Here is a 24,896-nt window from a genome sequence, read left to right as displayed (position 1 = left end):
ATGTTGGCATTGTTTAAAAATTTGAAAGGTGACAAAGCTATTTGGGGCGTAGTGGCCCTTTTGGCGCTTTTCTCATTTTTACCGGTGTACAGCGCAAGCACAAACCTCGTATATGTGAACGATGATGGTACCACCTTTGGACATCTGGTCAAGCATGCGGTACTATTGTTTTTGGGGTTTGGGATTATCTATGCCGTTCATCGTATTCCCACGCATTATTTTAAGGGACTTTCGATTATAGCATTGCCCATAGTGTTGATTCTTTTGGCATACACGCTTACGGTAGAGACCAGAATAGGAGGGGTCACCGCGAACAGATGGATCAAGATTCCGTTTGTGGGCGTCAATTTTCAAACGTCGACTTTGGCATCTGTTGTTTTAATGATATGGATTGCACGCTATTTGACGAAGATCAAAGATGTCGCTATCACGTTTAAAGAAAGCATATTACCACTGTGGCTACCCACCGCTTTGGTTGTTCTACTCATTTTACCGGAAAACTTTTCTACAGCAGCTATAGTATGTTTTTTGGTCTTGGTTATTTGCTTTTTGGGCGGATATCCATTAAAGTATTTGTTCGCAATGGTTGCAACGGGAATTGTACTATCCGGGATGTTTCTTTTTGTATTGTTTAAAACACCGGAAGTATTGCCGTCAAGAGCGGGAACATGGAAATCTAGAATAGAAACGTTTTGGAGTCCGGAAAAAGCTGGAAAAGATGATTTGCATCAACTAACATTGGCAAAAATAGCCATTGCTGAAGGTGGAATCGTAGGGAAGGGAGCGGGCAAAAGCGTAATCAAGAACATGCTATCACAAAGTACATCAGATTTCATCTTTGCGATTATTATAGAAGAGTATGGTTTGTTGGGTGGTGGCGCTTTGTTGTTTTTCTATCTACTGTTACTGTTCCGTATTGTGGTTGTTGCCAATTCGGCAAAAACTATTTTTTCAAAATTATTGGTGATTGGAGTAGGGCTTCCCATCGTTTTTCAGGCTTTTATAAATATGGCGGTAGTGGTGCAGTTGTTCCCTGTTACGGGTCAGCCCTTGCCGTTGATCAGTATGGGGGGGACGTCTATTTGGATGACCTGCATGGCCATTGGAATTATACTAAGTGCCAGCAATAAGAAAGAGAATTTAGAGGAGGAATCCTATGACATAGATGAAAGTAATCCTTTAGAAGTATTGAGTGGCCAATTATAGATTCATACTTTCCGGGGGTGGTACAGGAGGACATATTTATCCTGCCATTGCAATTGCCAACGAACTGAAAAAACGGCATCCGAATGCCGAGTTTTTGTTCGTTGGGGCAAAGGATAAAATGGAAATGGAAAAAGTACCGCAAGCGGGATATAAAATAAAAGGCTTGTGGATAAGTGGATTACAAAGGAAACTGACATTAAGGAATTTGATGTTTCCATTTAAACTGATAAGTAGTTTGTTGAGAGCACGCAAAATATTGAAACAATTTAAACCTAACGTAGCCATTGGTACGGGAGGCTTTGCCAGTGGACCATTATTGAAAGTTGCTGCAAGTTCCAATGTGCCTTATGTGCTTCAAGAACAAAATTCTTTTGCGGGCATTACCAATAAACTTCTGGCGAGCAAAGCCAAAAGCATTTGTGTTGCCTATGATGGAATGGAAAAATTCTTCCCAAAGGAGAAAGTTGTCAAAACAGGTAATCCCGTGCGTTCAGATTTAGTGGATTTAAAGGTCGATAAAGAAGAAGCAATCCGTTTTTTTGATTTAAATCCACAGGATAAAATCGTATTGGTCATAGGGGGAAGCCTCGGCGCAAGAAGAGTAAACCAATTGATTGAAAAAGAGCTGGAATTTTTTAAAGAACAAAAAGTTCAGGTGATATGGCAATGTGGCAAGCTCTACTTTGAAGAATACAAAAAGTATAATTCAGATTCCGTGAAGGTGCTCGCGTTTGTGAACCGAATGGATTTCGCATATGCCGCTGCCGATGTAATTATTTCAAGGGCAGGTGCTGGTTCTGTATCTGAGTTGTGTTTGGTAGGTAAACCGGTGATTTTTATCCCATCGCCCAATGTTGCAGAAGACCACCAAACAAAAAATGCGGAAGCGTTGGTAGCTGAAAAAGCGGCATTAATGCTAAAGGAAAATGAGTTGGATTCAGCATTTGAAAAGACGTTCGCCGAACTTATGAATGCTGATACAACACAGAAAGCGTTGAGCGCAAATATTAAAAAATTGGCTATGCCAAAGGCAACCAAGCACATAGCCGATGAAATTGAAAAATTATTGCAATGAAACTGAAGGACATCCATAGCGTCTATTTTATAGGTATCGGTGGTATAGGTATGTCCGCTTTGGCGCGCTATTTTAAATATGTGGGCAAAGAAGTTTCTGGCTACGATAGAACAAACTCCCCAATTACAGATGAGCTTGTCGAGAATGGGATTGCAGTACACTTTGAAGATTCGATACGTTTAATTTCAGAAAATTTCAAAAACAGAGAAAATACGTTGGTGGTGTACACTCCAGCGGTACCTTCAACACATACGGAGTTGAACTATTTTCAAACGAATGGATTTGAAATTAAAAAACGTTCTGAGGTATTGGGCATCATTACAAAAGATACATTTTGTTTCGCCGTAGCAGGAACACATGGGAAAACTACGACCACGTGTATTCTGGCACATTTGCTCCAAGAATGTGAAGTTCCGTTCACAGCGTTCTTAGGTGGAATCTCTGAAGATTTCAACAGTAATTTTGTGCTACAAGGAACGGAGTATTCAGTAGTTGAGGCTGATGAGTTTGACCGTTCGTTTTTACAGCTATCCCCTAATATTGCAAGCATTACCTCTATGGATGCCGACCACCTTGATATTTATGGAACTGGTGAGGAATTGCAAAAATCGTTCAAGGATTTTACAAAGAAAATCAAGCCGGAAGGCGTTTTGTTTGTGAAGCGTGGTTTACCTCTTGAAGGAATTACTTTTGGGATAGAAGACGGCTCTGATTTCTGTATTGAAAATATTTCGATTGAACAAGGTAGTTATGTGTTCGATTTAAGTACTCCAATCGAAGTCTTGAAGCACGTTCGTTTTAACAAACCCGGTAGGCATAATCTGCTCAACGCATTGGCTGCTTTTGCAATGGCGGAGCGGGCGGATTGCTCTGCAAAGAGTCTAGCTGAAGCTTTGGGTACTTTTAAAGGAGTGCAACGTAGGTTTTCCTACCAAATCAAGGAAAAGGATTTTGTTTTTATAGATGATTATGCACACCATCCTACGGAAATAGATGCAGTTCATCAGGCAATACGGGAAATGCATCCCAATGAAAAAATAACAGCGGTTTTTCAACCTCATTTGTTTTCCAGGACAAAGGACTTTGCTGAAGACTTTGCATACAGTCTATCTCAATTCGATGCCATCTTGCTGTTGGATATTTATCCTGCCCGAGAAGAACCTTTAAAAGGAATTACCTCAGATTGGTTGTTGGATAAAATCGATAATCCAAAGAAGAAATTGATTCCCAAATCAGATTTGATACGTGAAATAAAAAAGAGTAAAACAAAAATTTTGGTGACCATGGGTGCGGGAGACATTGGGTTGGAAGTGCCAAAAATTAAAAAAGAATTGGCATATGCGAGTTAATTGGAATTACATAAAACTATCGTTTTTGTCTGTTGCGATAATGGGCCTATATGGTTTTGCCGATTATCGGAGCAAGAATAAGAAGGTGAACGATATTGCTATCAACTTTTTGGGAGAGAACAGCTTATACATTACGGAGACCGCAGTTAATAAATTGTTAATACAAAAATATGGGCCGATAAAAAATAGGGCAAAAGAAGAATTAGTTTTGAATACCATAGAGGAAGTCATTCTGTCCAACGATATGGTTAAAAACGCCCAGGTCTATCTTACTGTAAATGGAGAACTTATATCCAAGATTGTTCAGCGTAAGCCAATTGGTAGAGTAGAAGGTGCTTCTAAATTTTATTTGGATGATTTGGGAGAACGTATGCCGTTGTCCAAAAACCATTCGGCCAGGGTTCCGATTATTACCGGTAAAATAACCGGTGACAGTCTTGAAGATGCTTACACGATTTTAAATTACATCAACAATGACGATTTTCTCAGGAAAAATGTCATTGGAATACATATTGAAGAAGAAGGAAAATATCAACTTAGATTTCGCTTGGAAAATTTTGTGGTGAATCTGGGAGGAGTTGATAACCTAAACGAGAAGTTTAAAAATTTTATGGCGTTTTATGCAAAAGCTACCAAGGACAATTCTTTGGAAAACTATGCAATAGTAAGTTTAGAATTTGACAATCAAGTGGTTTGCACCAAAATATAATATATGGAACAAGGTAATTATTCAGTTGGATTGGACATTGGAACTACCAAGATCGTTGCGATTATCGGTAAAGAAAATGAATATGGAAAAATAGAGATTCTAGGTACGGGAAAATCCAAGAGTTTGGGAGTGCACCGTGGTGTGGTCAACAACATTACCCAAACCATTTCCTCTATACAACAAGCGGTGGAACAAGCAGAGTTGGATGCCGGCTTAAAAATTGGTTCTGTGGTTGTGGGAATCGCAGGACAACACATAAGAAGCCTACAGCACAGCGATTACATTACCAGGCCAGATTCCGAAGAGGTTATCAACGATGATGATCTGGAAAAACTCTGCAACCAGGTCTATAAATTGGTTATGCTTCCGGGCGAGGAGATTATCCATGTGTTGCCACAGGAATACCGAGTTGATGGGCAGTCAGAAATCAAGGAGCCCAAAGGCATGTACGGAGGTCGTTTGGAAGCCAATTTTCATGTTGTGGTCGGGCAAGTATCTTCCATAAAAAACATAGGCAGGTGTATCAAAAGTGCTGGATTGGATCTTGCCAACATCACCTTGGAACCTTTGGCATCTGCCGAAGCAGTGTTGAGCCAAGAAGAGAAAGAAGCAGGCGTCGCATTGATCGATATAGGTGGTGGGACCACAGATTTGGCCATTTTTAAAGATGGGATTATTCGTCATACATCCGTTATACCTTTTGGAGGTAACGTCATTACGGAGGACATTAAAGAAGGCTGTTCCATCATCGAAAAGCAGGCGGAGTTATTAAAAATAAAGTTTGGTTCGGCCTGGCCAGGAGAAAATAAGGATAACGAGATTGTTTCCATTCCTGGACTAAGAGGAAGAGAACCAAAGGAAATCACATTAAAAAACTTGTCAAAAATCATACATGCCAGAGTTGTGGAGATTGTTGAGCAAGTTTATGTGGAAATCAAGAACTATGGGCACGAAGAGCAAAAGAAGAAACTCATTGCCGGAATCGTGCTTACCGGAGGTGGAAGCCAATTAAAACATTTGAAGCAATTGGTGGAATACATCACCGGAATGGATACACGCATTGGATACCCTAACGAACATTTGGCCGGGGATTCAGATGAAGAGATTGCAAGTCCATTGTACGCAACTGCCGTTGGTCTTTTAATGAATGCACTGGAGACTACATCTTTAGATGCCGTTTTACAGGAAGATATTCAAGAAGAAGAGCAAGTTTTGGTAGGACAAGAGCATGCAGTCAGTACATCGGCAAGCATGCCCACCAAGGACAGAAAATCCATTTTTGATAAATGGTCGGAAAAGTTGAAGGACTTTTTGGACAATGCAGAATAAAGCCCCCAAAAAAGCATACCCTAATAAGTAACAAAAAGAATCATGAGTAAGAGCACCGAATTTGATAATATCGCTTTTGACCTACCCAAGAACAAGAGCAACGTAATAAAAGTAATAGGTGTTGGCGGTGGAGGTAGCAATGCTATCAACCACATGTTCCAAGCCGGCATAAATGGAGTGGATTTCGTAATCTGTAATACGGATTCACAAGCCTTGCAAAACAGCCCTGTTCCCAATAAAATTCAGTTGGGCGTATCACTTACCGAAGGACTTGGAGCAGGTGCAAATCCAGAAGTTGGAGAACAGGCCGCCTTGGAAAGTATGGAAGAATTAAAGACCATGATGGAGCATACCACAAAGATGGTGTTCATAACTGCCGGTATGGGTGGTGGTACCGGAACAGGTGCAGCTCCGGTAATTGCAAAAATTGCTAGGGAAATGGACGTTCTAACGGTAGGCATCGTTACCATTCCCTTTCAATTTGAAGGTGCCATGCGAAACAAGCAAGCCCAAATAGGTATAGAAAAATTACGTTCCAATGTAGATTCACTGATTGTCATAAACAACAACAAGCTACGGGACGTTTACGGTAATCTTGGTTTTAAAGCAGGTTTCTCAAAAGCAGATGAAGTCTTGGCAACTGCTGCAAGAGGTATTGCAGAGGTCATTACACATCACTATACCCAAAATATTGACCTCAGGGATGCAAAAACCGTACTTTCAAACAGTGGTACGGCGATAATGGGTTCATCTACGGCTTCAGGTTCGGCGAGAGCGGGAGAAGCCATTATGAAAGCACTGGATTCGCCATTGTTGAACGACAATAAGATCAATGGAGCCAAGAATGTATTGCTGCTTATTGTTTCGGGTACGCAGGAAATTACCATTGATGAAATAGGAGAGATCAATGATTACATTCAGATTGAAGCTGGCCATGGCGCTAACATCATCATGGGTGTAGGTGAGGATGAAGATCTAGGAGATGCTATTGCCGTTACCGTAATCGCGACCGGTTTTAATATAGATCAGCAAGACGATATCGTAAACACGGAAACGAAAAAGGTCTTTTACACGTTGGAAGATGAGCAAACAGCAGAGCAAGAGCTTGCGCCGGAAACTACATCCATTAAACGGGTTGAAATTGAAAAGCCAGTAGTGGAACAAGAACCAAAAATTGTAAAACATACGTTGGAAATGGAGGAAGTGGAAGAGCAAACTCCACAGGCTTCAGTTAAGGAAACTGATTTAATCCCAACAACGAGTTACATAAGAAATTTCAATGTTTTTTATGAAGAAGTTGTTCCGGAGAATATCGACGAGGACTTTATTATCGTAGAGACCAAAAAAATACTTCAAGATATTGAAGTGATCGATCCCGAAGTAGTTTCCGCAAAAGCTGCCGAAGATCAATTTGCCTTGACTTTTGATATGCCCCTTAATACCAATGAAGAAGAGAAAGAGCATACCATTACATTTGATTTGGACGATACTATTAACGAAGTCAATGTCAATGAATATGAAGAAGTAAGCCCAGCCACAGATTTGCATAAAGAGGGTGAAACACGTTACAATTTAGAAGAATACATGGAACTGGAGACTAAATTGACCAGTGCCCAATCCGCGGTAAAAACAAAAGAGGCCAAAGTTGTTGAGGAAGAATTGGCCTTTGAAAAGAAAACCGTAACGCCAGAAGCTTCCACTGGTGGAGAAAATTCTACTGAAAATACTGTTGATCCTTTCAATAGCTCTATCAACGATTTGCTAAAAGAACGTGCCGATGAGCGTAGAAAGAAACTCAAAAGTTTCAACTATAAATTCCAGAATAACAGGAACAGTATCGACGAAATAGAAAAACAACCTGCTTACAAAAGACAGGGTGTTGATTTAAACGATGCACCGAAAGAACAAAAAGTATCGAGAACAACATTGAGTGAGGACAGTAACGAAGATTTGCAGTTACGCTCCAATAACTCTTTTTTGCACGACAATGTTGATTAGTAGTGTTTAAATTTTAGCCCATTTTAAATGGAAAGCTTAAGCCCGGAAGTTAAGAGACTTTCGGGTTTATTTTTTATCTTCGCAGCCCAAAATATAGAGAACATGAGTTTGCAGGAACAAGTAATGACAGAAATGAAAGCCGCAATGAAAGCTAAGGATACCGTTGCATTGGAATCATTGCGGGCCATTAAATCTGCAATTCTGCTCGCAAAGACCGATAAAGGCGGGGGAGGAGCGCTTACTGAGGAGGATGAAGTGAAAATAGTACAGAAGTTGGTCAAGCAACGAAAAGATAGTGCCGCTATTTTTACGGAACAAGGCAGGGAAGATTTGGCTGCTCCAGAGCTAGAGCAGGTAGCCGTTATTGAAAAGTTTTTACCAGAACAGCTTACCGAATCGGAAATAGAAAAGGTAGTCGTTCAAACCATTGATAGTGTTGGTGCCTCTGGAATGCAGGATATGGGAAAAGTAATGGGAATCGTTTCCAAAGAATTGGCAGGACAAGCTGATGGAAAGACGATTTCCAATATTGTAAAAGCTAAATTGAGTTCTTGATGTATTATAAGGCCACGTAGCTCAGCTGAATAGAGCACTGGATTTCGGCTCCAGCGGTCGTAGGTTTGAATCCTACCGTGGTCACGAATAAGTAGTTCAAATAAAAAAACGCCAAGCTTGCTTGAGCGTTTTTTTATTTGAACTATTTTCAAAGCGGAGCTTTGTAAGGATGTTCCGAGAAAATCCTACCGTGGTCACGAGTACATGGAAAAACCGGTAACGAAATTTTGAGTAAACTCAATTTTGTTACCGGTTTTCTGTTTCCAGAATGAAGCTTTTACAGGTACTTAATCAGCGCCAAAGGCCCAGACATCGTTTAATCCGCCAATTCCACCATCTCCTCCAATGACCCATAACCTGTCATCGAAAGTTATGGAAGTATGAGCAAATCTTGCAACAAAGGCCGCTGCATCCGTGACCTCTGTCCAGGTGGCCCCATCTTCACTGTATAAGACATCATTTAAACGGCCACCTCCTATACCAAGCCCTCCAATGACCCATAACTTGTCATCAAAGGTTACGGAAGTATGACCACTTCTTGCATCAAAAGGCGATGTCCCTTTGGCCTCTGTCCAGGTCGTTCCATCTTCACTGTGCCAGACATCGTTGAGTCTATTTCCATCAAACCCTCCAATGACCCATAATTTAGCATCGAACACTACGGAAGTATGAGAGTATCTTCCACGAAAAGCTGCTGCATCCGTGGCCTGTGTCCAAGTCACCCCATCCTCACTGTGCCAGACGTCGTTGAGGCTATTTCCACCAAGCCCTCCAATGACCCATAGCTTGCCATCGAACGTTATGGAAGTATGAAGGGCTCTTTCACTAAAAGCCGCTGCCCCTGTGGCCTCTGTCCAGTTCACGCCGTCCTCACTGTACCAGACATCGTTTAATCTGCCACTGCTATCAGAACCTCCAATGACCCATAGCTTGCCATCAAAGGTTACGGAAGTATGACCATGTCTTTCACCAAAGGGCGCTGCATCCGTGGCCTGTGTCCAGCTCGCTCCGTCCTCACTGTACCAGACATCGCTTAATCTGTCCCTTACACCAAACCTTCCTCCAATAATCCACAGCTTGCCATCGAACGTTACAGTGCTATGATCCCTTCTCCGGCTAAAAGAGGCATCGGTAGTTACCGCCTCTGTCCCAAAGTCCAGTCCTTGAACGGTAAAGGCAGCGATACTGCTCCTTGTCGAACCGCCCTTGCCATCCAGGGCCTCCACCTGCCAATAATAGGTCTGGTAGGTAAGCAACCGCTCGCCCGGTTCATAGGTGGTGTCACCGATGTCCTCCGCGTACAGTTCCAATGCGTCCTCTTCCGTTCCCAGGTACAGGTTATAGCTAAGGGTATCGCCATCGGGGTCCGTTGCGGCCTCCCAGACAAAGGAGGGGAATATGGATATTCCCGTGGCGTCCCTTTCCGGTGCCGTCAATGTAAAGTTCTCTGGACTTGTATTGCCATTCACCGCTACACTGACCGTATAGACTGCGGTACTGCCGTCCTCTGCGGTAATGGTATATTGTACGTCGTTGCTAAAGTCCGTGTCCGTTTTGTCTGTGGGGTCTATGGTCGCGCCCTGTGAGATTTCGATAACGGGCCTGAGCGAGGTCACTGCGGTGCCGAACGGCAGGGTCACGGTGGCCTTTTTTTCCGCTTTGTCGAGAACGGCCTTTGCATCTTCGCTGAGTTCGTCGTTGTCGCTCTCCAGAAATGTGAAGGATATCATTTCCTTGGCGCTGCTCTTGTCGGTGCCGCTATCATTATCATTGTCCTTGCTACAAGCGGTGATAAAAAGGTATGGAATCAATAAAAGAAGTATTCTATGTTTCATAGGTACAAGGATTTGGTCCGGTATAGGGTATGCCGGATATTATTTTTTGGTATAAAAGTAATGGACGGGTATTTTGGCTGTTTGTCAAAAAGTACTTTTTCCTTTTGTATGGATGTTCCACTATGGCATTGCTCGGGTCCAAAAAAAGCGCCCCTTGTGAAGACAAGGGGCGCTATAGCTATATTGTTCCAAGGAACATATCTTTATTCGATACCAAAGGCCCAGACATCGTTAAGTTCGTTATTTCCATTTTCTTCTTCCCCTCCAATGACCCATAGCCTGTCATCGAAGACCGCGGAAGTATGACCGAATCTTTTTGTAAAAGCCGCTGTATTCGTGGCCCGAGTCCAGTTGGTCCCATCCTCACTGTACCAGACATCGTTTATTGTGTTATCGAAGTCCTTGCCAGAGCCTCCAATGACCCATAGCTTTTCGTCGAACGTTACGGAAGTATGATTAGCTCTTCGAAAAAAACGCGCTTCCTGTGTGGCGGCTGTCCAGCTCACTCCATCCTCACTGTACCAGACATCGTTTAATGTGTTAAATGTGCTATCGAAATCATTTCCAGAGCCTCCAATAATCCATAACTTATCATCGAAGGTTACGGAAGTATGACGAGATCTTACAACAAAAGCCGCTTCCTCTGTGGCGGCTGTCCAGTTTACCCCGTCCTCACTGTACCAGACATCGTTGAATTTACTGAAAGTAGCACTTCCTCCAATAACCCATAGCTTGTTATCGAAGACCGCGGAAGTATGACTATGTCTTGCACCGAAAGCTGCTTCATCCGTGGCCTCTGTCCAGGTCGTCCCATCCTCACTGTACCAGACGTCGTTCAATCGAGTTCCATTAGAGCGAAGGCCTCCAATGACCCATAGCTTGCCATCGAACGTTATGGAAGTATGAAAGGCTCTTTCACCAAAAGCCGCTGCATCCGTGGCCTCTGTCCAGGTCGTCCCATCCTCACTGTACCAGACGTCGTTAAATTGAGTTCCATTAGTGCTAGAGCGAAGCCCTCCAATGACCCATAGCTTGCCATCGAAGGTTACGGAAGTATGATTACGTCTCCCGCTAAATGCGGCATTGGTGGTTACCGCTTCGGCTTCAAAGTTCAATCCCTGGACCGTAAAGGCACCGATACCACTGCTTGTTGTACCGCCTTTATCATCTAGGGCCTCCACTTGCCAATAATAGGTCTGGTAGGTAAGCAACCGTTCGCTCGGTTCGTAGGTGGTGTCACCAAGGTCCTCCGCATACAGCTCTAATGCATCCTCAGCTGTTCCCAGATATAGGTCATAGGTAACGGTATCGCCATCGGGGTCCGTTGCGGCCTCCCAGCCAAAGGTAGGGAATACGGATATTCCCGTGGCGCCCTCTTCCGGTGCTGTCAATGTAAAGTCCCCCGGAAGGGCATTGGCATTCGCCAGTACACTGACCGTATATACGGCGGTACTGCCGTCCTCTGCGGTAACGGTATATCGTACGGCACTGCTAAAGTCCGTGTCCGTTTTGTCCGCAGGGTCTATGGTCGCGCCCTGTGAAACTTCAATAACGGGCCTGAGCGAGGTCACGGGGGTACCGAACGGCAGGGTTACGGTGGCCTTCTTTTCCGCTTTGTCCAGAACGGCCTTTGCATCTTCGCTTAGTTCATCGTTATCGCTCGCCAGAAAGGTGAACGAGACCATCTCCTTGGCGCTGCTCTTGTCCGTGCTCTTATCCGTGTTGCCATCGTTATCATCGTCCTTGCTACAGGCGGTGATAAGGAGGTAGGGAATCAATAAAAGAAATACTTTGTGTTTCATAGATATAAGGATTTGGTCCGGCATAGGGTATGGCGGATATTATTTTTTGGTCCAAAAGTAATGGGCGTGGTACCATAGCCATTTGTCAAAAAGTACTTTTTCCTTTTGTATGGATGTTCCACTATGGCATTGCTCGGGCTCAAAAAAAAGCGCCCCTTGCGAAGACAAAGGGCGCTATAGCTATATTGTTCAAAGGAACATATCTTTATTCGATACCAAAGGCCCAGACATCGTTTAATTCGTCGCCGTCGTACCCTCCAATGACCCATATCCTGTCATCGAATACAACGGAAGTGTGGTCATATCTTCTGCTAAATGCCGCTGCACCCGTGGCCTCCGTCCAGGTAATCCCGTCCTCACTGTACCAGACATCGTTTTTATATTCTCCATTGTACCCTCCTATGACCCATAACCTATCATCGAATACAACGGAAGTGTGTTCATATCTTCCGCCAAAGGCAGCTGCACCCGTGGCCTCCGTCCAGGTAATCCCGTCCTCACTGTACCAGACATCGTTTAATCTATCATTTCCATCGTACCCTCCTATGACCCATATCCTGTCATCAAATACCACGGTGGTATGAAACCGTCTTTCGCTAAAAGCCGCCGTATCCGTGGCCTCCGTCCAGGTAATCCCGTCCTCACTGTACCAGACATCGTTTTTATATTCTCCATTATACCCTCCTATGACCCATAATTTATTATCGAATACAACAGCGCCATGATTAGTTCTTTTGCTAAAGGCTGCTGTACCCGTGGCCTCTGTCCAGGTAATCCCGTCCTCACTGTACCAAACATCGTTAAATGTACCTTCACCTTGTCCTCCAATGACCCATAGCTTGTCATCGAATGTTACGGAAGTATGGTCAGCTCTTCCGCCTCTTCTGCCAAAGGCCGCCGCATCCGTGGCCTCCGTCCAAGTAATCCCGTCCTCACTGTACCAGACATCGTCTGTGTCAATTGTGAACATTGGTAGTCGATAAGATCCTCCCATGACCCACAGCTTACCGTCGAATACAACGGTGCTATGAGCACGTCTCCCCAAAAATGCAGCTTCTGGAGTTACGACATCCCAACCCGCTACATTGATTTTGACCTTATAGACGGCGGTACTGCCGTCCTCCGCCGTAACGGTATATTCCACGGTGTCGCTAAAATCGGTCTCCACCTTATTTTCGGGGTCTATGGTCGCGCCCTGTGAAACTTCTATGTTGGGCCTGAGGGAAGTTACCACCGTGTCGGACGGCAGGGTTACGGTTACCGTTTTTTCGCCCTCGTCTATAACGGCGGCCGTATCTTCGGCAAGCCCATCGTTGTCGCTTGCCAAGAAGGAGAACGAGGTGATTTCCTTGGCGTCGCTCTTGTCCGCTCCGCTATCCGTATCTTTATCGTCGTCCTTGCTGCATGCCGATACAAAAAGGTATAGGATGGATAAAAGAAGTACTTTTCGTTTCATTATTTTAAGGATTTAGGTCGGCATGGGATATGCCGATGTTATATTCGAGGCGCAAATTTATAAACGCGGTACCGTAACGGTTTGTCAAAAAACACATATTTTGCTTTTGTATTGATGTTCTATTGTAGCGTAGTGGTCTTGATTTGAATCCTCTTGCGGTCATATAGCGAACTCATTTAAAAACTTTTTCAATTGGCTAAAAATTGGCCTTTTTTACCCTTTCCTTGTCATTTTTTCTTTCCGTAGCCCAGCTATGCAATTCAAAAATGCCTTCAAAATGGCAAAGAATTCCTAATTTTCGCTTCAATCCAAAATGTTTAAATGAGTTCAGCAATAAAAAGCCTGAAAACATTATGTTTTCAGGCTTTTTAATTTCAAAAAGAATTCATTTTTTTAAGATTTTGTCCTTATGGGATACGCAGGGCGCTCCATTTTCTTTGGTGGATTTTCTTGGAGTTGCTTTAAGACAATTTCGATGGCTTTTTCCAATTGTGGGTCTTGGCCTTTTACAACCAGTTCGGGTAGCTGTTCCACTTCAATATCCGGGGCCACACCCTCGTTTTCGACCCTATATCCATCTTTTGTATAAAATGCCAGGTTTGGTGCGGTAACTACGCCGCCGTCTATAAACTCCGGATAGCCCAATACCCCAACTAGACCGCCCCAAGTACGTTTTCCTACAATGGTCCCTACTTTGAATTTTCTGAACATCCAAGGAAGATAGTCACCCCCGGAACCAGCGGTTTCATCCGTAATCATGACCTTTGGGCCTTGAATAGATGCGCTGGGTGATTTTAAATCTTGCCCGTACCTAAAATTCCAATACGCTTGTTCTGGACGTTTTAGAATATCAATGTAGTAATCAGCCAACAAGCCACCACCGTTATAGCGCTCATCAATAATGATTGCTTTTTTGTCTGCCTGCGGAAAGAAGTACCGTTTGAAGTATTCGAATCCAGCTGTCGCTGTATTGGGTACGTACACATAGGCAACATCCCCGTTTGTGGCTTCATGTACTTTTTTCATGTTGCCTTCGACCCAATCTCGGTTTCGGATGGCCCATTCGGTGGCAAGTGGAGTTACTTTAAAGGTTTTTGCATTGCTGCCATCCGCACTTTTGCTCACTTTTAAGTCCACCAATGTATTTGCAGTGTTTTCAAAAAAGCTATAAATATTATCGGTGCCAACTACATTTTTTCCATTTACTTCAATGATATAATCGCCAACTGCTATGTCGATGCCCGGTTCGGTAAGTGGAGACCTTAAATCTGGTGTCCAATTAAGCCCCCCGTATATCTTGTTTATCTGATAACGATTGTTGTTTACGTTATAGTTAGCGCCCAGAAGTCCTCCGGGAATCTCTTCCGGTTTGTTCATCTCATCACCACGACTGCCAAAACGATGGTGCCCCACGGCCAATTCGCTGAACATCCATTGCATAACTCGATACAGATCTTGTTTACAGGCAGCATGTGCTATAAAAGGTTCGTACTTTACTTTCATGGCATCCCAGTCGGCTCCGTGCATTCCCGGGTCATAGAAATAATCTCTATTGACGCGCCATGCCTCATAAAAAATATTGTTCCATTCTTTGGTAGGATTGATTTTCACGGCAATTGCATCCAAGTTTATAGGACCTTCTTCTGATTTTTTGCCAACATCGGAAACAAACCAAGCTCCCTTGTTGTTATAGAACATTTTCTTTCCACCTGCGGCAATCTGATAACTGTTTAAGGGTAGCAGCTCTTCGGATTCTCTTTTGTCGAAAGTAAACTTGTTGAGGTGTGATTCAGGTGAGTGGAAGGAAGAGGATATATAGTACAGTTCACCTTCCTTAACACTGGTAAGGTCACTGTACACTCCTGCTTTTACGGGTAGGGCTATCATCCTGTTTTCGATACCTTTCCAATCTATTTTTAGTGTTTTGGGAGCTTCGGGCTTTTGTTTTTTATTTTTTGGGACATCTTTTTCTTTGGGTTCTTCTTTTTCTTCTCCTTTTTCAATGTCGTTCTGTTTTTTCAAAGGCGACATCACATTTGTTTGAAGGGTTACCAAATATATCGATGTAGTCAAAACTTTATCGGTATTGGATTGATCAAACCAATTGACCAGTGGCCCAGCATCTGTGGAAGCCAATAGATAAACATACTTGCCACTAGGATCAAAAACAGGGCTCGTTACATTGGAGAGGCCATCTGTAAGTTCATACGACCTGTTCTCGGATAGGGAATAGAGATACGCTTTTTCAAAATTAGTGGCTATTACCTTGGTGTAGGCAACCCAATTTGAATCAAAAGACCAATCACTGAACAATTCTCTTATATCACCGGGAACAAAAAGGTCATCTTGAGCAATCTTAGTGGTTTTTTTAGAAGCGATGTCGGTAACGTACAAATTCCTGCCGTTGTCCACATAACAGACTTTTTTGCTATCGGGAGACCAGTTTATAGCTGCATAGAAACCCGTTCCCTCTAATTCGATTTTTCTGACAGAACCGTTTTCTACATTTTGCACATGCATGGCATATTCGCCGGATGCATCTGAAAAATAAGCGATGGATTTTCCATCTGGAGACCATTGCGGAAATTTTTCGTGGGTTCCGGTAGTTTGGGTAATATTTTCCACATCCCCTTTTTCCGCAGGAACGGTTACGATATCCCCCCTAAAATCCAACACTGCCCTTGCTCCTGAAGGAGAAACAGCAGCAGAGCGTACATATTTATTACCAGACACATAACGTTCCCGTAATTCCAACAGGTCGGTGTTAATGGTTAAGGTCAATTTTTCATCGGTACCAGAAGCAGTATCAAAAATATGTAGCGTTCCAGCCTGCTCATAGATGATGGCGTTTTTATGTGCCTTAGGGCCGATTACTGGAAAATCTTTATAATCCGTATGCTTTTTGACGGACTTTGTTACCGTGTTATAACTGTACAGATTGAACTCCCCATCCCGGTCACTCCTAAAATAGACATCTTCACCTATCCACTGAGGTTGGGTATCGTTACTCCCTCCACTTGGTTTTGGAATTTCATCTACTTTATGGTTCTCGGTATTGTAGACCCAAATTCGTGAAATGCGTCCACCTCGATAGTGTTTCCATTGGTTGAAAGCATCAAATATGGGCGTGTAGGCGATATGGCTATCATTATCGGAATACGAGGCCCAAAAAGCATTGGGGACATCCAATTGTGTAGTGGTACCTCCGTTTATGGGTATGGTATACAATTGAAGATATCTGTTTGTATGGGAATTTCGTTGCGATGCAAAAAGTACATTTTTTCCATCCGAAGTAAAATCCCGCACAAAATCGTTGTAAGGATGCCAAGTCAGTCTTTTAGGGATGCCCCCTTTTGAAGGGATGATAAAAACATCCATATTACCGTCATATTCAGCATTAAAGGCGATCATGCTACCGTCTGGTGAGAAGATAGGACTGGATTCAATCCCTTCATCTATGGTAAGGCGTTTAGGGTTGGAACCATCCCTATTGGCAATCCATAGATCTTCGGCATAAATAAAGGCAATGTGAGTATCGCTCAATGCAGGTTGGTGCATGAGTTTGGTCTCGGTTTGTGCATTTAGTGAAATGCTTGTTATGCAGCAAAATAGTATTACAAAAAACACGCTGAAGTTTAGGTTTGAGTTTGTGATGTCTACTTTCATGAGGTTGTCATTGTTTTTTGAAGATGTAAAATTTTTAAATGTAGCTGTTAAGATACGAGTTTAATAGATAATCTGTAAAGTGGTCGTAGTTCTCCTCCGATTAAAATCATTTTGCTTAATTTACGGGAAAAAGAAAAGATACTGTTCCCTTAAACCCCCATACTTCATCATGCTTTATCTTGCAAATGCACCTAATTCATTTTTGTAGTGTATTAGTTTTTAGTTAGTTGTGATTTTTAAACCCTTAAGTCAGGTATACAAGTGAATATATTTTCCAGAATAGTGTCGCCAATGCTCTTTTTTGTTGGGATGATCATCTCCGCACAAGAGCTACCACCTGTTCAAAATTTCCTACCCTCAGAATATAAGGCCGAAAATCAAAATTGGGCCATATCACAATCAAAAGATAAACTTATCTATGTTGCGAATAGTAAGGGGCTTTTGGAGTTTAATGGTGCTGAGTGGTCATTATTTCCATCACCGAACGAGACCATAATACGATCAGTGAAAGTTGTTGGAGAGCGTATTTATACAGGTTGTTACATGGAGTTTGGCTATTGGGAAAAAAATAAGCTAGGTAAACTCCAGTATACGTCACTATCAAAAAGAATTAAACAGAATTTGATTCAGGACGAAGAATTTTGGAACATTTTGAGTATTGACCGGTTAATGGTGTTTCAATCGCTTAACCACTTCTATATTTATGATCTTCAAGATGATTCGGTCAAGGTCATTGAATCCGAAACTACATTGCCAAAAGTGTTTAATCTCAATCAAAATCTTTATTTCCAAACCTTAAATGAGGGACTCTATCGTATTGAAAACGACTCTAAATCCCTTCAATATAATCGTGAACCTTTTCTGGAAAATGAAGTGGTCAACATTTTTCAAGATCAGGATGGTTTATTGGTCCTTACTCGAAATAAAGGATTTTTTAAAGTTGAGAAGGACATAGCTGAACCATGGAAGATAGGTGCAGATACCTTACTTTCTAAGGTAAGTATCTATAGTGCCTTAAAACTAAGGGATGGAACATATGCCCTTGGTACCATTGCCCATGGTGTATTGCATTTGGACAAAGATGGGAGTCTTTTAAATCATATCGACCAACTTAAAGGGCTTCGTAACAATACGGTCCTCTCCCTATTTGAGGATGTGGATGGCAATCTTTGGTTGGGACTTGACAATGGCATAAGCTTTATAAATCTAACATCACCTATCAATGTCTATCACGATAGTAGGGGAATAGTAGGCAGTGTGTATGCTTCTGTCTTGCATCAAGGCAATTTATATCTTGGAACCAATCAGGGACTTTTTTATAAGAGAATGGATGGGGCTACCAATTTTGAACGTATCCCTGGCACACAAGGTCAAGTCTGGTCGTTAAATGTTATAGCTAATGAGCTGTTTTGCGGACATCATGAGGGTACATTTTTAATAAAAAACGATAAGGCTTTAAAAATAGCCAATGTACAGGGTGCCTGGAATATAAAATCTCTAGAAGGGCGACCAGACATTCTCTTACAGGGCAATTACGACGGTCTGTACCTTCTTGAGAAAACCAATCGTTCTTGGCAACTTAAGAACAAGATTTCTGGTTTTGAGCATTCTTCCAGATACTTTGAATTTTTTGATGAAAAAATATTTGTTAACCATGAGTACAAGGGTCTGTTTACAATACATACAGATGCTGATTTAACCAAGGCATTGAATGTGAACATAGATACGATTATCAAAGGTTCCAATTCTGGGATTAAGAGGTATCGTGATGATTTGTTATACTGTTATGAAGAAGGGGTTCTAAAGTATGATAAAGATGAAAACAACTTTGTAAAGGATAGTTTACTGAGCCTTGCTATCTCAGATGGCGATTACATATCGGGTAAAATGACTGTTGATGCAAAGAATGATTTTCTTTGGATATTTTCCAAATCGGGGGTCAGTTATATTTCAGAAAGTAATCTGGCGTCAAAACCAATTATTAAATCTGTTCCTATGACCATAGATACCAGAAATGATATTGTAGGATATGAAAACGTTACTGCACTGAACGAAAATAAAAAGTATTTGTTTGGTACCAGTTCTGGATATTTTACGGTTAACATAGATGCTTTTCCAAAACAAGATTTTTTAGTACAAATTGCAACGGTTAGAAATGCTGGAAAAAACAACCGTACAAAACAGAATAGCTCATTGGACAAGAATAGGGAAGGGAACTTTGAGAGTTATGAAAACAATCTTGAAATAGCTTATTACGCCCCAGAATATAAAAAGTATTTGAAACCAGAATACCAATATCAGCTATTGGGAATGTATCCAGATTGGAGTCCGTGGAAAAAAGACGCGGCCATTAGTTTTGAAAACCTTCCATATGGCGAATACACTTTCAAGGTAAGAGCCAAAATAGGGAATACGGTCTCCAGCAACACGGCTACGTATTCTTTTCAGATTAAAAGGCCTTGGTATATATCGCGCACTATGCTTGCTCTCTATATAGTGGCATTTGTTTTAGCATCGATATTTATCCATAGCCTTTATCGAAGGTATTATCATAATAAGCAACGCAAACTGATTGAAAAAAATCAGCGACAAATGGCATTGGAGCGAGCCCAAAATGAAAAGGAAATCATCAAGATTAAAAATGAGCAACTCAAAGAAGAGTTTAGGAGTAAGAGTAACGAGCTCGCCGCTTCCACATTAAGTATTATAAGAAAGAACGAATTATTGTCCAAGGTGAAAGAACAGCTTGTATCCAGTGTTGAAAACAAAGAATCAGTTAGGCCTATCGTTACTATTATTGATAAAAGTCTAAATCAAAATGATGATTGGGAGCTCTTTAAAGAAGCTTTTAACAATGCCGATCGCAAGTTTTTGAAGAAACTTAAAAAATCACACCCTAACCTTTCCCCAAATGATATACGTCTTTGCGCCTATCTAAGATTAAATCTATCCTCAAAAGAAATAGCGCCACTTCTTAACATATCTGCGCGTAGTGTCGAAATTAAAAGATACAGGCTTCGAAAAAAAATGAACTTGGATCATGATGCAAATCTGGTCAATTATATTCTTAAGCTTTAAATGTTATCTCTTCTTCTTTTATTTGATATGTAATGTATTGATAAAATCAAAACCAGCGTTTGTTCGCAACTAAATCTATCTTTGTTTATTGCTATTTCTGATTGTCATGCATAGATTTAGCTATATCCGTCCTTTAAAAAATTGAATCTTTCACGTAACGAAAACGTTGTAAACAACATATTAGAGCTTAAAGCCTATACACATTTCTTTTTTTACCTCAACATTACCTATACACACCTAATTTTTCACTAAAAGCGATAGAATTCGAATTCCTGTAGAAGCCACTAAAAATGGGCTTTTATAACTATATCGTAAAAATAGGTGTCATTTTTTAATATGTATGTTTTTTGTTGAGGTCTTTTTTGTGGATTTATCAATTCATTAGGATAAGTTTAACCATTCGAAATAGTGTAGATAGGAATGGTTGGAGATTTTTATAGTTGAAGCTCAAAATCAAATTGTATCTATTTCATACCAGCCAAAACAATGATACCTATAACGAATAACTGAATTAAACTAAACATAACTATGAAAAACAATTTACTGAGATTACTACTCTTTTTATGTACGGTGGGATTGTATGCGCAAGCGGACAAGGTATCTGTCGTAAGTAATGAAGAGGGAATGAAACTGGTGGTCAATGGAGAGGACTTCATGATTAATGGTATGAATTGGGATTACATTCCAATTGGTACGAACACAGTGAACGCAGCATTTTGGAAAAAACCAGATGATGTAATTAAAGCTGGACTCGACACTGAGATGTCACTTCTCAAGAACATGAACGTAAACGTGATTCGACAATACACGGGCGTTCCTGCAAAATGGATTAAGTACATCTACGAAAACTATGGTATTTATACCATGCTCAACCACTCCTTTGGACGCTACGGGTTGACACTGAACGGGGTTTGGACACCAGTGACGATTTATGATGACCCTACGACAGAAGAGTTCTTGATGTCCGAAATGAAGGAATTGGTCAATGGTTACAAAGACACGCCTGGACTCTTACTATACCTATTGGGTAATGAAAACAATTATGGTCTGTTTTGGGCAGGAGCGGAAACCGAAGATTTTCCAGATGATGAAGGAAGAATCAACTTTATTGGGGAAAGTCGAGGGAGACCTATGTATCGATTGATGAACGAGGCTGCAAAAATGATGAAGTCTATGGATACTTCACATCCGGTAGCTATTTGTAATGGAGACGTACTCTTTATAGATATTGTTGCCGAAGAATGTAAAGACGTTGACATCTATGGAACCAATACGTATCGTGGAGCTTCTTTTGGGGACATGTTCCAAGTAGTAAAGGATAAATTGAACAAGCCCGTGATGTTCACGGAGTTTGGAGCAGATGCCTTTAATGCAATCGAAAACAAAGAAGACCAATATTCACAGGCCTATTATATGGTCGAAAACTGGAAAGAAATCTATGAGAATGCTGCAGGAATTGGAAAAGCTGGAAACTCAATAGGAGGATTTACTTTCCAATTTAGTGATGGGTGGTGGAAGTTTGGTTTTGATGATAGAGAAAATGCAGATGTACATGACAACAATGCTTCGTGGTCCAATGGTGGGTATTCTAGGGATTTAGCGGCACCGGGAGCAAATAATATGAACGAAGAATGGTTTGGGATTTGTGCCAAAGGTGCAACCAATCCAAGAGGACTCTACGAATTGTATCCACGTGCTGCGTATTACGCGTTGAAAGATGCACATCAGTTAAATCCTTATGATGCAGGTGTAGACCAAGATTTTATAACAAACCACTTCAATAACATCCAGCTAATGGATGCTGTTCTTAAGGCTCGTGGGGACAAAGCGGCCTTGAATGGGGAGCAAAGTAATCTGCTTCGTATAAGCAATCTTACGGCAAGACTCTCAACATTCAGTACAGGCGGTAGTTTGATTACAACACCGGATAACCCAGATCCAGACGACGCAATTACGTTTCCAAATCAATTAGGGTTTGATCACATGCAATCCTACTTTATTGGTGTAGAAGGGAATCCAGCTCCAAATATGCGGGCCGAAGTGAATTTTAATGTGGTGGGTAATGTTGCCCAAAACCCCATCAATGAGATTTTTTATGAAAACAGGGCTAGACCGATTTTAGTGAATACACCAGAAGGCGATGTGCCGCTGGTTGATAATAACAGGGTGGCTGTTTACCAAGCAGAATTCGAGTGGAACGCAAAAGAGTTCGATTTAAGAGGTTTTTATAGAACTGGGCATTACCACTGGGGGTATGAAGGGGACTTTTTTGGCCTGTATCCAGAAGCCAATTATGGGCCGAATCTGGATATCTATAATGGAGAGATTTTAGGGGCTGAAATAGATGGAAAAGGACCCTTGAAAGGTTTAAAAGCTGCTATAGGACCTCAGTTATGGTGGGGTGCTAATCCTACCATGCTTTTTAAATATAAAAGGCATATAGGAAAATTCGATGTTACGGGTATCTATCATAGGGATTTTGAAACTGAAATCGTTTTTGATGAAAGCGGACGTAGGGTTTTGGATGTCAATCAACTACGAAGCGGCGTAGTACCGCCTTGGCCGACCGAAAGAGCAACACTGGCCATAGAACGGGAATTTGGAAAAGTTGGAGTCATGGTGGGCGGAATTTGGGCAGGAAGCCCATTGAATGGCACCTCCTTCCAAGATGTTAGGGGCACGCCCGGAAACTACGTTGTTTTTGAAGATAGAATACAAGCCAGTGATAATTGGGGAGGTAAAATTAAAGTTACCTATGAAGGAGGAAAATTCAATTGGTATGGTCAAGCATCGGCTATGGGATTGATTGCCAATGGTGGTGCCGATCAAACCATGACGTTCACAGGATGGAAATTAAGGGATACGGGAAGTGGCAATGTAACCAGTGTATTTTCTGGACTTACTTTCGCGGCAGGGAATTTTCAGATAGCTCCTAATTTTATGTGGCAAAAACCATTAGTGGATGCCATGCCACGGGATGTACAAGCGCCTGGTCGACTAAGAAACATTATTGACGATCCTTTTTCTGTACGTTGGAATCGTGAGACCACTGCTGGTGAGATACTGTTGACTTTTGATCCAACACCAGGAACATGGATGTATGAATGGGACAATGATAGGTCTGAAGATGCCAAGTTCGCCATGAACTTAGGTTTTGTATACCGTCACCTTCCTACTACAATGGATGCGCATATCGGATTCTTGGCCGATCGTACTATCTTTTCCTTTCCTGACTCGGCGCCTGCCGAAGATTTATGGGAAATCCATTCAAGAATGGTTTCTAAGTTAAGTCCAGAATTGGGATTGATAGGGAATTTCTATTACGGTAACGGACAGGGGAACGGCGATAGTGACCGATTGATAAAGCGCTTTGGAGGCGATATTCGTGGTATTTACAAGAAAATGAAATTAGAGACGCATGTAAGGGTTAATGATTGGGGACCTTTTGATTACCATAGGGACTTCAACTTAACATTCCCACTACAGCTAATGTTGGACCTCTCTACCACTTTGGGTAAACCAGATTGGTTCATTTTGCCAAGCACGCAAATAGGAATTCGAGGTACATGGAGGTCTTTAGATCAATTCTCACCAAGATTCGCTCCAAATGCTGCTGAAGAATTTGCGACAGAACCTACCATCAGCCCTGTTGGTTTTGGTAACGGTAGTGAATGGGAGATAATGACTTACGTACACATCAACATTGGCAAATAAAAAGATTGAAAGATGAAAAATATTAGAAATATACACTTACGTTTTACACTCCTTTTGAGCCTGGGTATTGCTGTTTTTTCAAGTTGTGAAAGAGACTTTTCAGATGATGTGAAATTTGCAGCATTTTCTAACAATGGAGACATATTTACAGACGAGCCGGTAGGGCTCACGGATGAATTTTTTGATTCGTTTGATCCAAACGAAGGAGCAAATCCTGAGGGCTTTGGTACGGATGACAATGTCGCTTTTATGGGAACATCTTCCATACGAATTGATGTTCCCGCACCAGATGACCCAGACGGTGGCTTTATTGGAGGCATTTTCCTGGATCGAGGTGATGGTAGAGATCTTACCGGATTTGATGCCTTGACCTTTTATGTAAAAGGCTCCATTACCGCTACCATTGGGGAAGTAGGTTTTGGAACTGATTTTGAGGAAAATAAGTTTGCAGTTATTGCCCAGAACATACGCTTATCTACGGATTGGAGAAAAGTTATCATTCCTATTCCAGATCCTTCAAAATTGATACAGGAAAGGGGGATGTTTTTTTTCTCGGCAGGAACACAAACTACCAATGGTTTTGGGTATACGTTTTGGATTGATGAACTACGTTTTGAAAAACTTGGAACTATAGCCCAGCCCAGTCCAACTATATTTTTTGGACAAGATATTTCTACTCCGGCAGTTAATGGTATAGAGTTCGTGATTACGGGAATCAGCCAAACATTTAATCTAGCCTCTGGTATAAACCAAACGGTTTCGGCAGCTCCGGCATATTTCGATTTTTCTTCGTCAGATAACTCAGTGGCAATAGTTAATGAATCGGGTGAAATTGTGGTTGTTGGATCAGGCAATTCTTCCATCACGGCCCAATTGGCGAATGTCAGGGCATCAGGATCTTTGGATATTACTTCCAATGGTGTTTTGCCAACGGCCCCTCTACCTATGGAATTGGCAGAAAATGTGAGTGCTATTTTCAGTAATGAATATGCTAATGCGGTTGAAAGCATCTTTGAGCCAAATTTTGGGGGGTCTACAACCAACCTTCAGCTCCTTTCAAATGACGATGAGGATGCATTGGTATATACCAACAACAACTTTACAGGAATCGTATTCAGTAATAC

At 41.8% G+C, this 24,896-nt stretch carries 14 protein-coding genes and 1 tRNA gene; 10 read left to right on the top strand and 5 right to left on the bottom strand.

The window, feature by feature from the left end:
• The 8 genes from LV716_RS03215 to LV716_RS03180 all read left to right on the top strand — a co-directional run bounded on the left by LV716_RS03215 (nt 1) and on the right by LV716_RS03180 (nt 8,305).
• Nucleotides 1-1,206, top strand: coding sequence for an FtsW/RodA/SpoVE family cell cycle protein (locus tag LV716_RS03215; RefSeq protein ID WP_163416354.1), 1,206 nt, complete (start codon nt 1-3; stop codon nt 1,204-1,206).
• Nucleotides 1,193-2,281, top strand: coding sequence for an undecaprenyldiphospho-muramoylpentapeptide beta-N-acetylglucosaminyltransferase (gene murG, locus LV716_RS03210; RefSeq protein ID WP_163416353.1), 1,089 nt, complete (start codon nt 1,193-1,195; stop codon nt 2,279-2,281). Before LV716_RS03215 ends, murG begins: the two co-directional genes overlap by 14 nt.
• The gene (murC, locus tag LV716_RS03205) at nt 2,278-3,630 is read left to right on the top strand and encodes a UDP-N-acetylmuramate--L-alanine ligase (RefSeq protein ID WP_163416352.1); all 1,353 of its coding nucleotides are present in this window, start codon (nt 2,278-2,280) and stop codon (nt 3,628-3,630) included. Before murG ends, murC begins: the two co-directional genes overlap by 4 nt.
• A complete protein-coding gene (locus LV716_RS03200) occupies nt 3,620-4,339 on the top strand; it encodes a cell division protein FtsQ/DivIB (RefSeq protein ID WP_163416351.1) in 720 nt (239 codons plus the stop codon). Before murC ends, LV716_RS03200 begins: the two co-directional genes overlap by 11 nt.
• 3 nt (nt 4,340-4,342) lie before the next feature.
• Nucleotides 4,343-5,668, top strand: coding sequence for a cell division protein FtsA (ftsA, locus tag LV716_RS03195; RefSeq protein ID WP_163416350.1), 1,326 nt, complete (start codon nt 4,343-4,345; stop codon nt 5,666-5,668).
• A 42-nt stretch (nt 5,669-5,710) separates the two neighbouring features.
• Entirely contained in the window at nt 5,711-7,666 is a 1,956-nt protein-coding gene (gene ftsZ, locus LV716_RS03190; protein WP_163416349.1) for a cell division protein FtsZ, read from the top strand.
• 102 nt (nt 7,667-7,768) lie between these two features.
• Nucleotides 7,769-8,221: a GatB/YqeY domain-containing protein gene (locus LV716_RS03185; RefSeq protein WP_163416348.1), complete on the top strand. Its 453-nt coding sequence runs from the start codon at nt 7,769-7,771 to the stop codon at nt 8,219-8,221.
• Between the two features lie 10 nt (nt 8,222-8,231).
• Nucleotides 8,232-8,305 (top strand) — tRNA-Arg (locus LV716_RS03180).
• Between the two features lie 203 nt (nt 8,306-8,508).
• On the opposite strand, the gene LV716_RS03175 is transcribed toward LV716_RS03180, so the two are convergent.
• The 4 genes from LV716_RS03175 to LV716_RS03160 all read right to left on the bottom strand — a co-directional run bounded on the left by LV716_RS03175 (nt 8,509) and on the right by LV716_RS03160 (nt 16,980).
• Nucleotides 8,509-10,056 carry a kelch-like protein gene (locus LV716_RS03175; RefSeq protein ID WP_163416347.1) on the bottom strand — a complete coding sequence of 516 codons (1,548 nt, stop codon included), beginning with the start codon at nt 10,054-10,056 and terminating at the stop codon, nt 8,509-8,511.
• Between the two features lie 203 nt (nt 10,057-10,259).
• Nucleotides 10,260-11,858, bottom strand: coding sequence for a kelch repeat-containing protein (locus LV716_RS03170; protein ID WP_163416346.1), 1,599 nt, complete (start codon nt 11,856-11,858; stop codon nt 10,260-10,262).
• A gap of 205 nt (nt 11,859-12,063) precedes the next feature.
• Complete coding sequence (locus LV716_RS03165) at nt 12,064-13,314, bottom strand: kelch repeat-containing protein (RefSeq protein WP_163416345.1); 1,251 nt, start codon at nt 13,312-13,314, stop codon at nt 12,064-12,066.
• Between the two features lie 393 nt (nt 13,315-13,707).
• The gene (locus LV716_RS03160; protein WP_163416344.1) at nt 13,708-16,980 is read right to left on the bottom strand and encodes a S41 family peptidase; all 3,273 of its coding nucleotides are present in this window, start codon (nt 16,978-16,980) and stop codon (nt 13,708-13,710) included.
• A 291-nt stretch (nt 16,981-17,271) separates the two neighbouring features.
• On the opposite strand from LV716_RS03160, the gene LV716_RS03155 reads away from it, so the two are divergent.
• A complete protein-coding gene (locus tag LV716_RS03155; protein WP_163416343.1) occupies nt 17,272-20,058 on the top strand; it encodes a two-component regulator propeller domain-containing protein in 2,787 nt (928 codons plus the stop codon).
• 528 nt (nt 20,059-20,586) lie between these two features.
• Nucleotides 20,587-23,772 carry a glycoside hydrolase family 2 TIM barrel-domain containing protein gene (locus LV716_RS03150; protein ID WP_163416342.1) on the top strand — a complete coding sequence of 1,062 codons (3,186 nt, stop codon included), beginning with the start codon at nt 20,587-20,589 and terminating at the stop codon, nt 23,770-23,772.
• A 732-nt stretch (nt 23,773-24,504) separates the two neighbouring features.
• On the opposite strand, the gene LV716_RS18510 is transcribed toward LV716_RS03150, so the two are convergent.
• Nucleotides 24,505-24,549 carry a hypothetical protein gene (locus tag LV716_RS18510; RefSeq protein ID WP_370637522.1) on the bottom strand — a complete coding sequence of 15 codons (45 nt, stop codon included), beginning with the start codon at nt 24,547-24,549 and terminating at the stop codon, nt 24,505-24,507.
• Between the last annotated feature and the right edge of the window lie 347 nt (nt 24,550-24,896).

It is taken from the genome of Flagellimonas sp. HMM57 (genome assembly GCF_021390175.1).
Lineage (GTDB): Bacteria > Bacteroidota > Bacteroidia > Flavobacteriales > Flavobacteriaceae > Flagellimonas.
The sequence above is the reverse complement of the archived record's forward strand: the minus strand, read 5'-3'. Positions and strand labels throughout refer to the sequence as shown.

Excerpts from the sequence above, each read along its gene's own strand:
- LV716_RS03215 (WP_163416354.1), top strand. The coding sequence starts at position 1 with ATGTTGGCATTGTTTAAAAATTTGAAAGGTGACAAAGCTATTTGGGGC.
- LV716_RS03160 (WP_163416344.1), bottom strand. The coding sequence starts at position 16,980 with ATGAAAGTAGACATCACAAACTCAAACCTAAACTTCAGCGTGTTTTTT.
- ftsZ (WP_163416349.1), top strand. The coding sequence starts at position 5,711 with ATGAGTAAGAGCACCGAATTTGATAATATCGCTTTTGACCTACCCAAG.
- LV716_RS03165 (WP_163416345.1), bottom strand. The coding sequence starts at position 13,314 with ATGAAACGAAAAGTACTTCTTTTATCCATCCTATACCTTTTTGTATCG.
- LV716_RS03185 (WP_163416348.1), top strand. The coding sequence starts at position 7,769 with ATGAGTTTGCAGGAACAAGTAATGACAGAAATGAAAGCCGCAATGAAA.
- LV716_RS03200 (WP_163416351.1), top strand. The coding sequence starts at position 3,620 with ATGCGAGTTAATTGGAATTACATAAAACTATCGTTTTTGTCTGTTGCG.
- LV716_RS03175 (WP_163416347.1), bottom strand. The coding sequence starts at position 10,056 with ATGAAACATAGAATACTTCTTTTATTGATTCCATACCTTTTTATCACC.
- LV716_RS03150 (WP_163416342.1), top strand. The coding sequence starts at position 20,587 with ATGAAAAACAATTTACTGAGATTACTACTCTTTTTATGTACGGTGGGA.
- LV716_RS03170 (WP_163416346.1), bottom strand. The coding sequence starts at position 11,858 with ATGAAACACAAAGTATTTCTTTTATTGATTCCCTACCTCCTTATCACC.
- murC (WP_163416352.1), top strand. The coding sequence starts at position 2,278 with ATGAAACTGAAGGACATCCATAGCGTCTATTTTATAGGTATCGGTGGT.
- ftsA (WP_163416350.1), top strand. The coding sequence starts at position 4,343 with ATGGAACAAGGTAATTATTCAGTTGGATTGGACATTGGAACTACCAAG.
- LV716_RS03155 (WP_163416343.1), top strand. The coding sequence starts at position 17,272 with ATGCTCTTTTTTGTTGGGATGATCATCTCCGCACAAGAGCTACCACCT.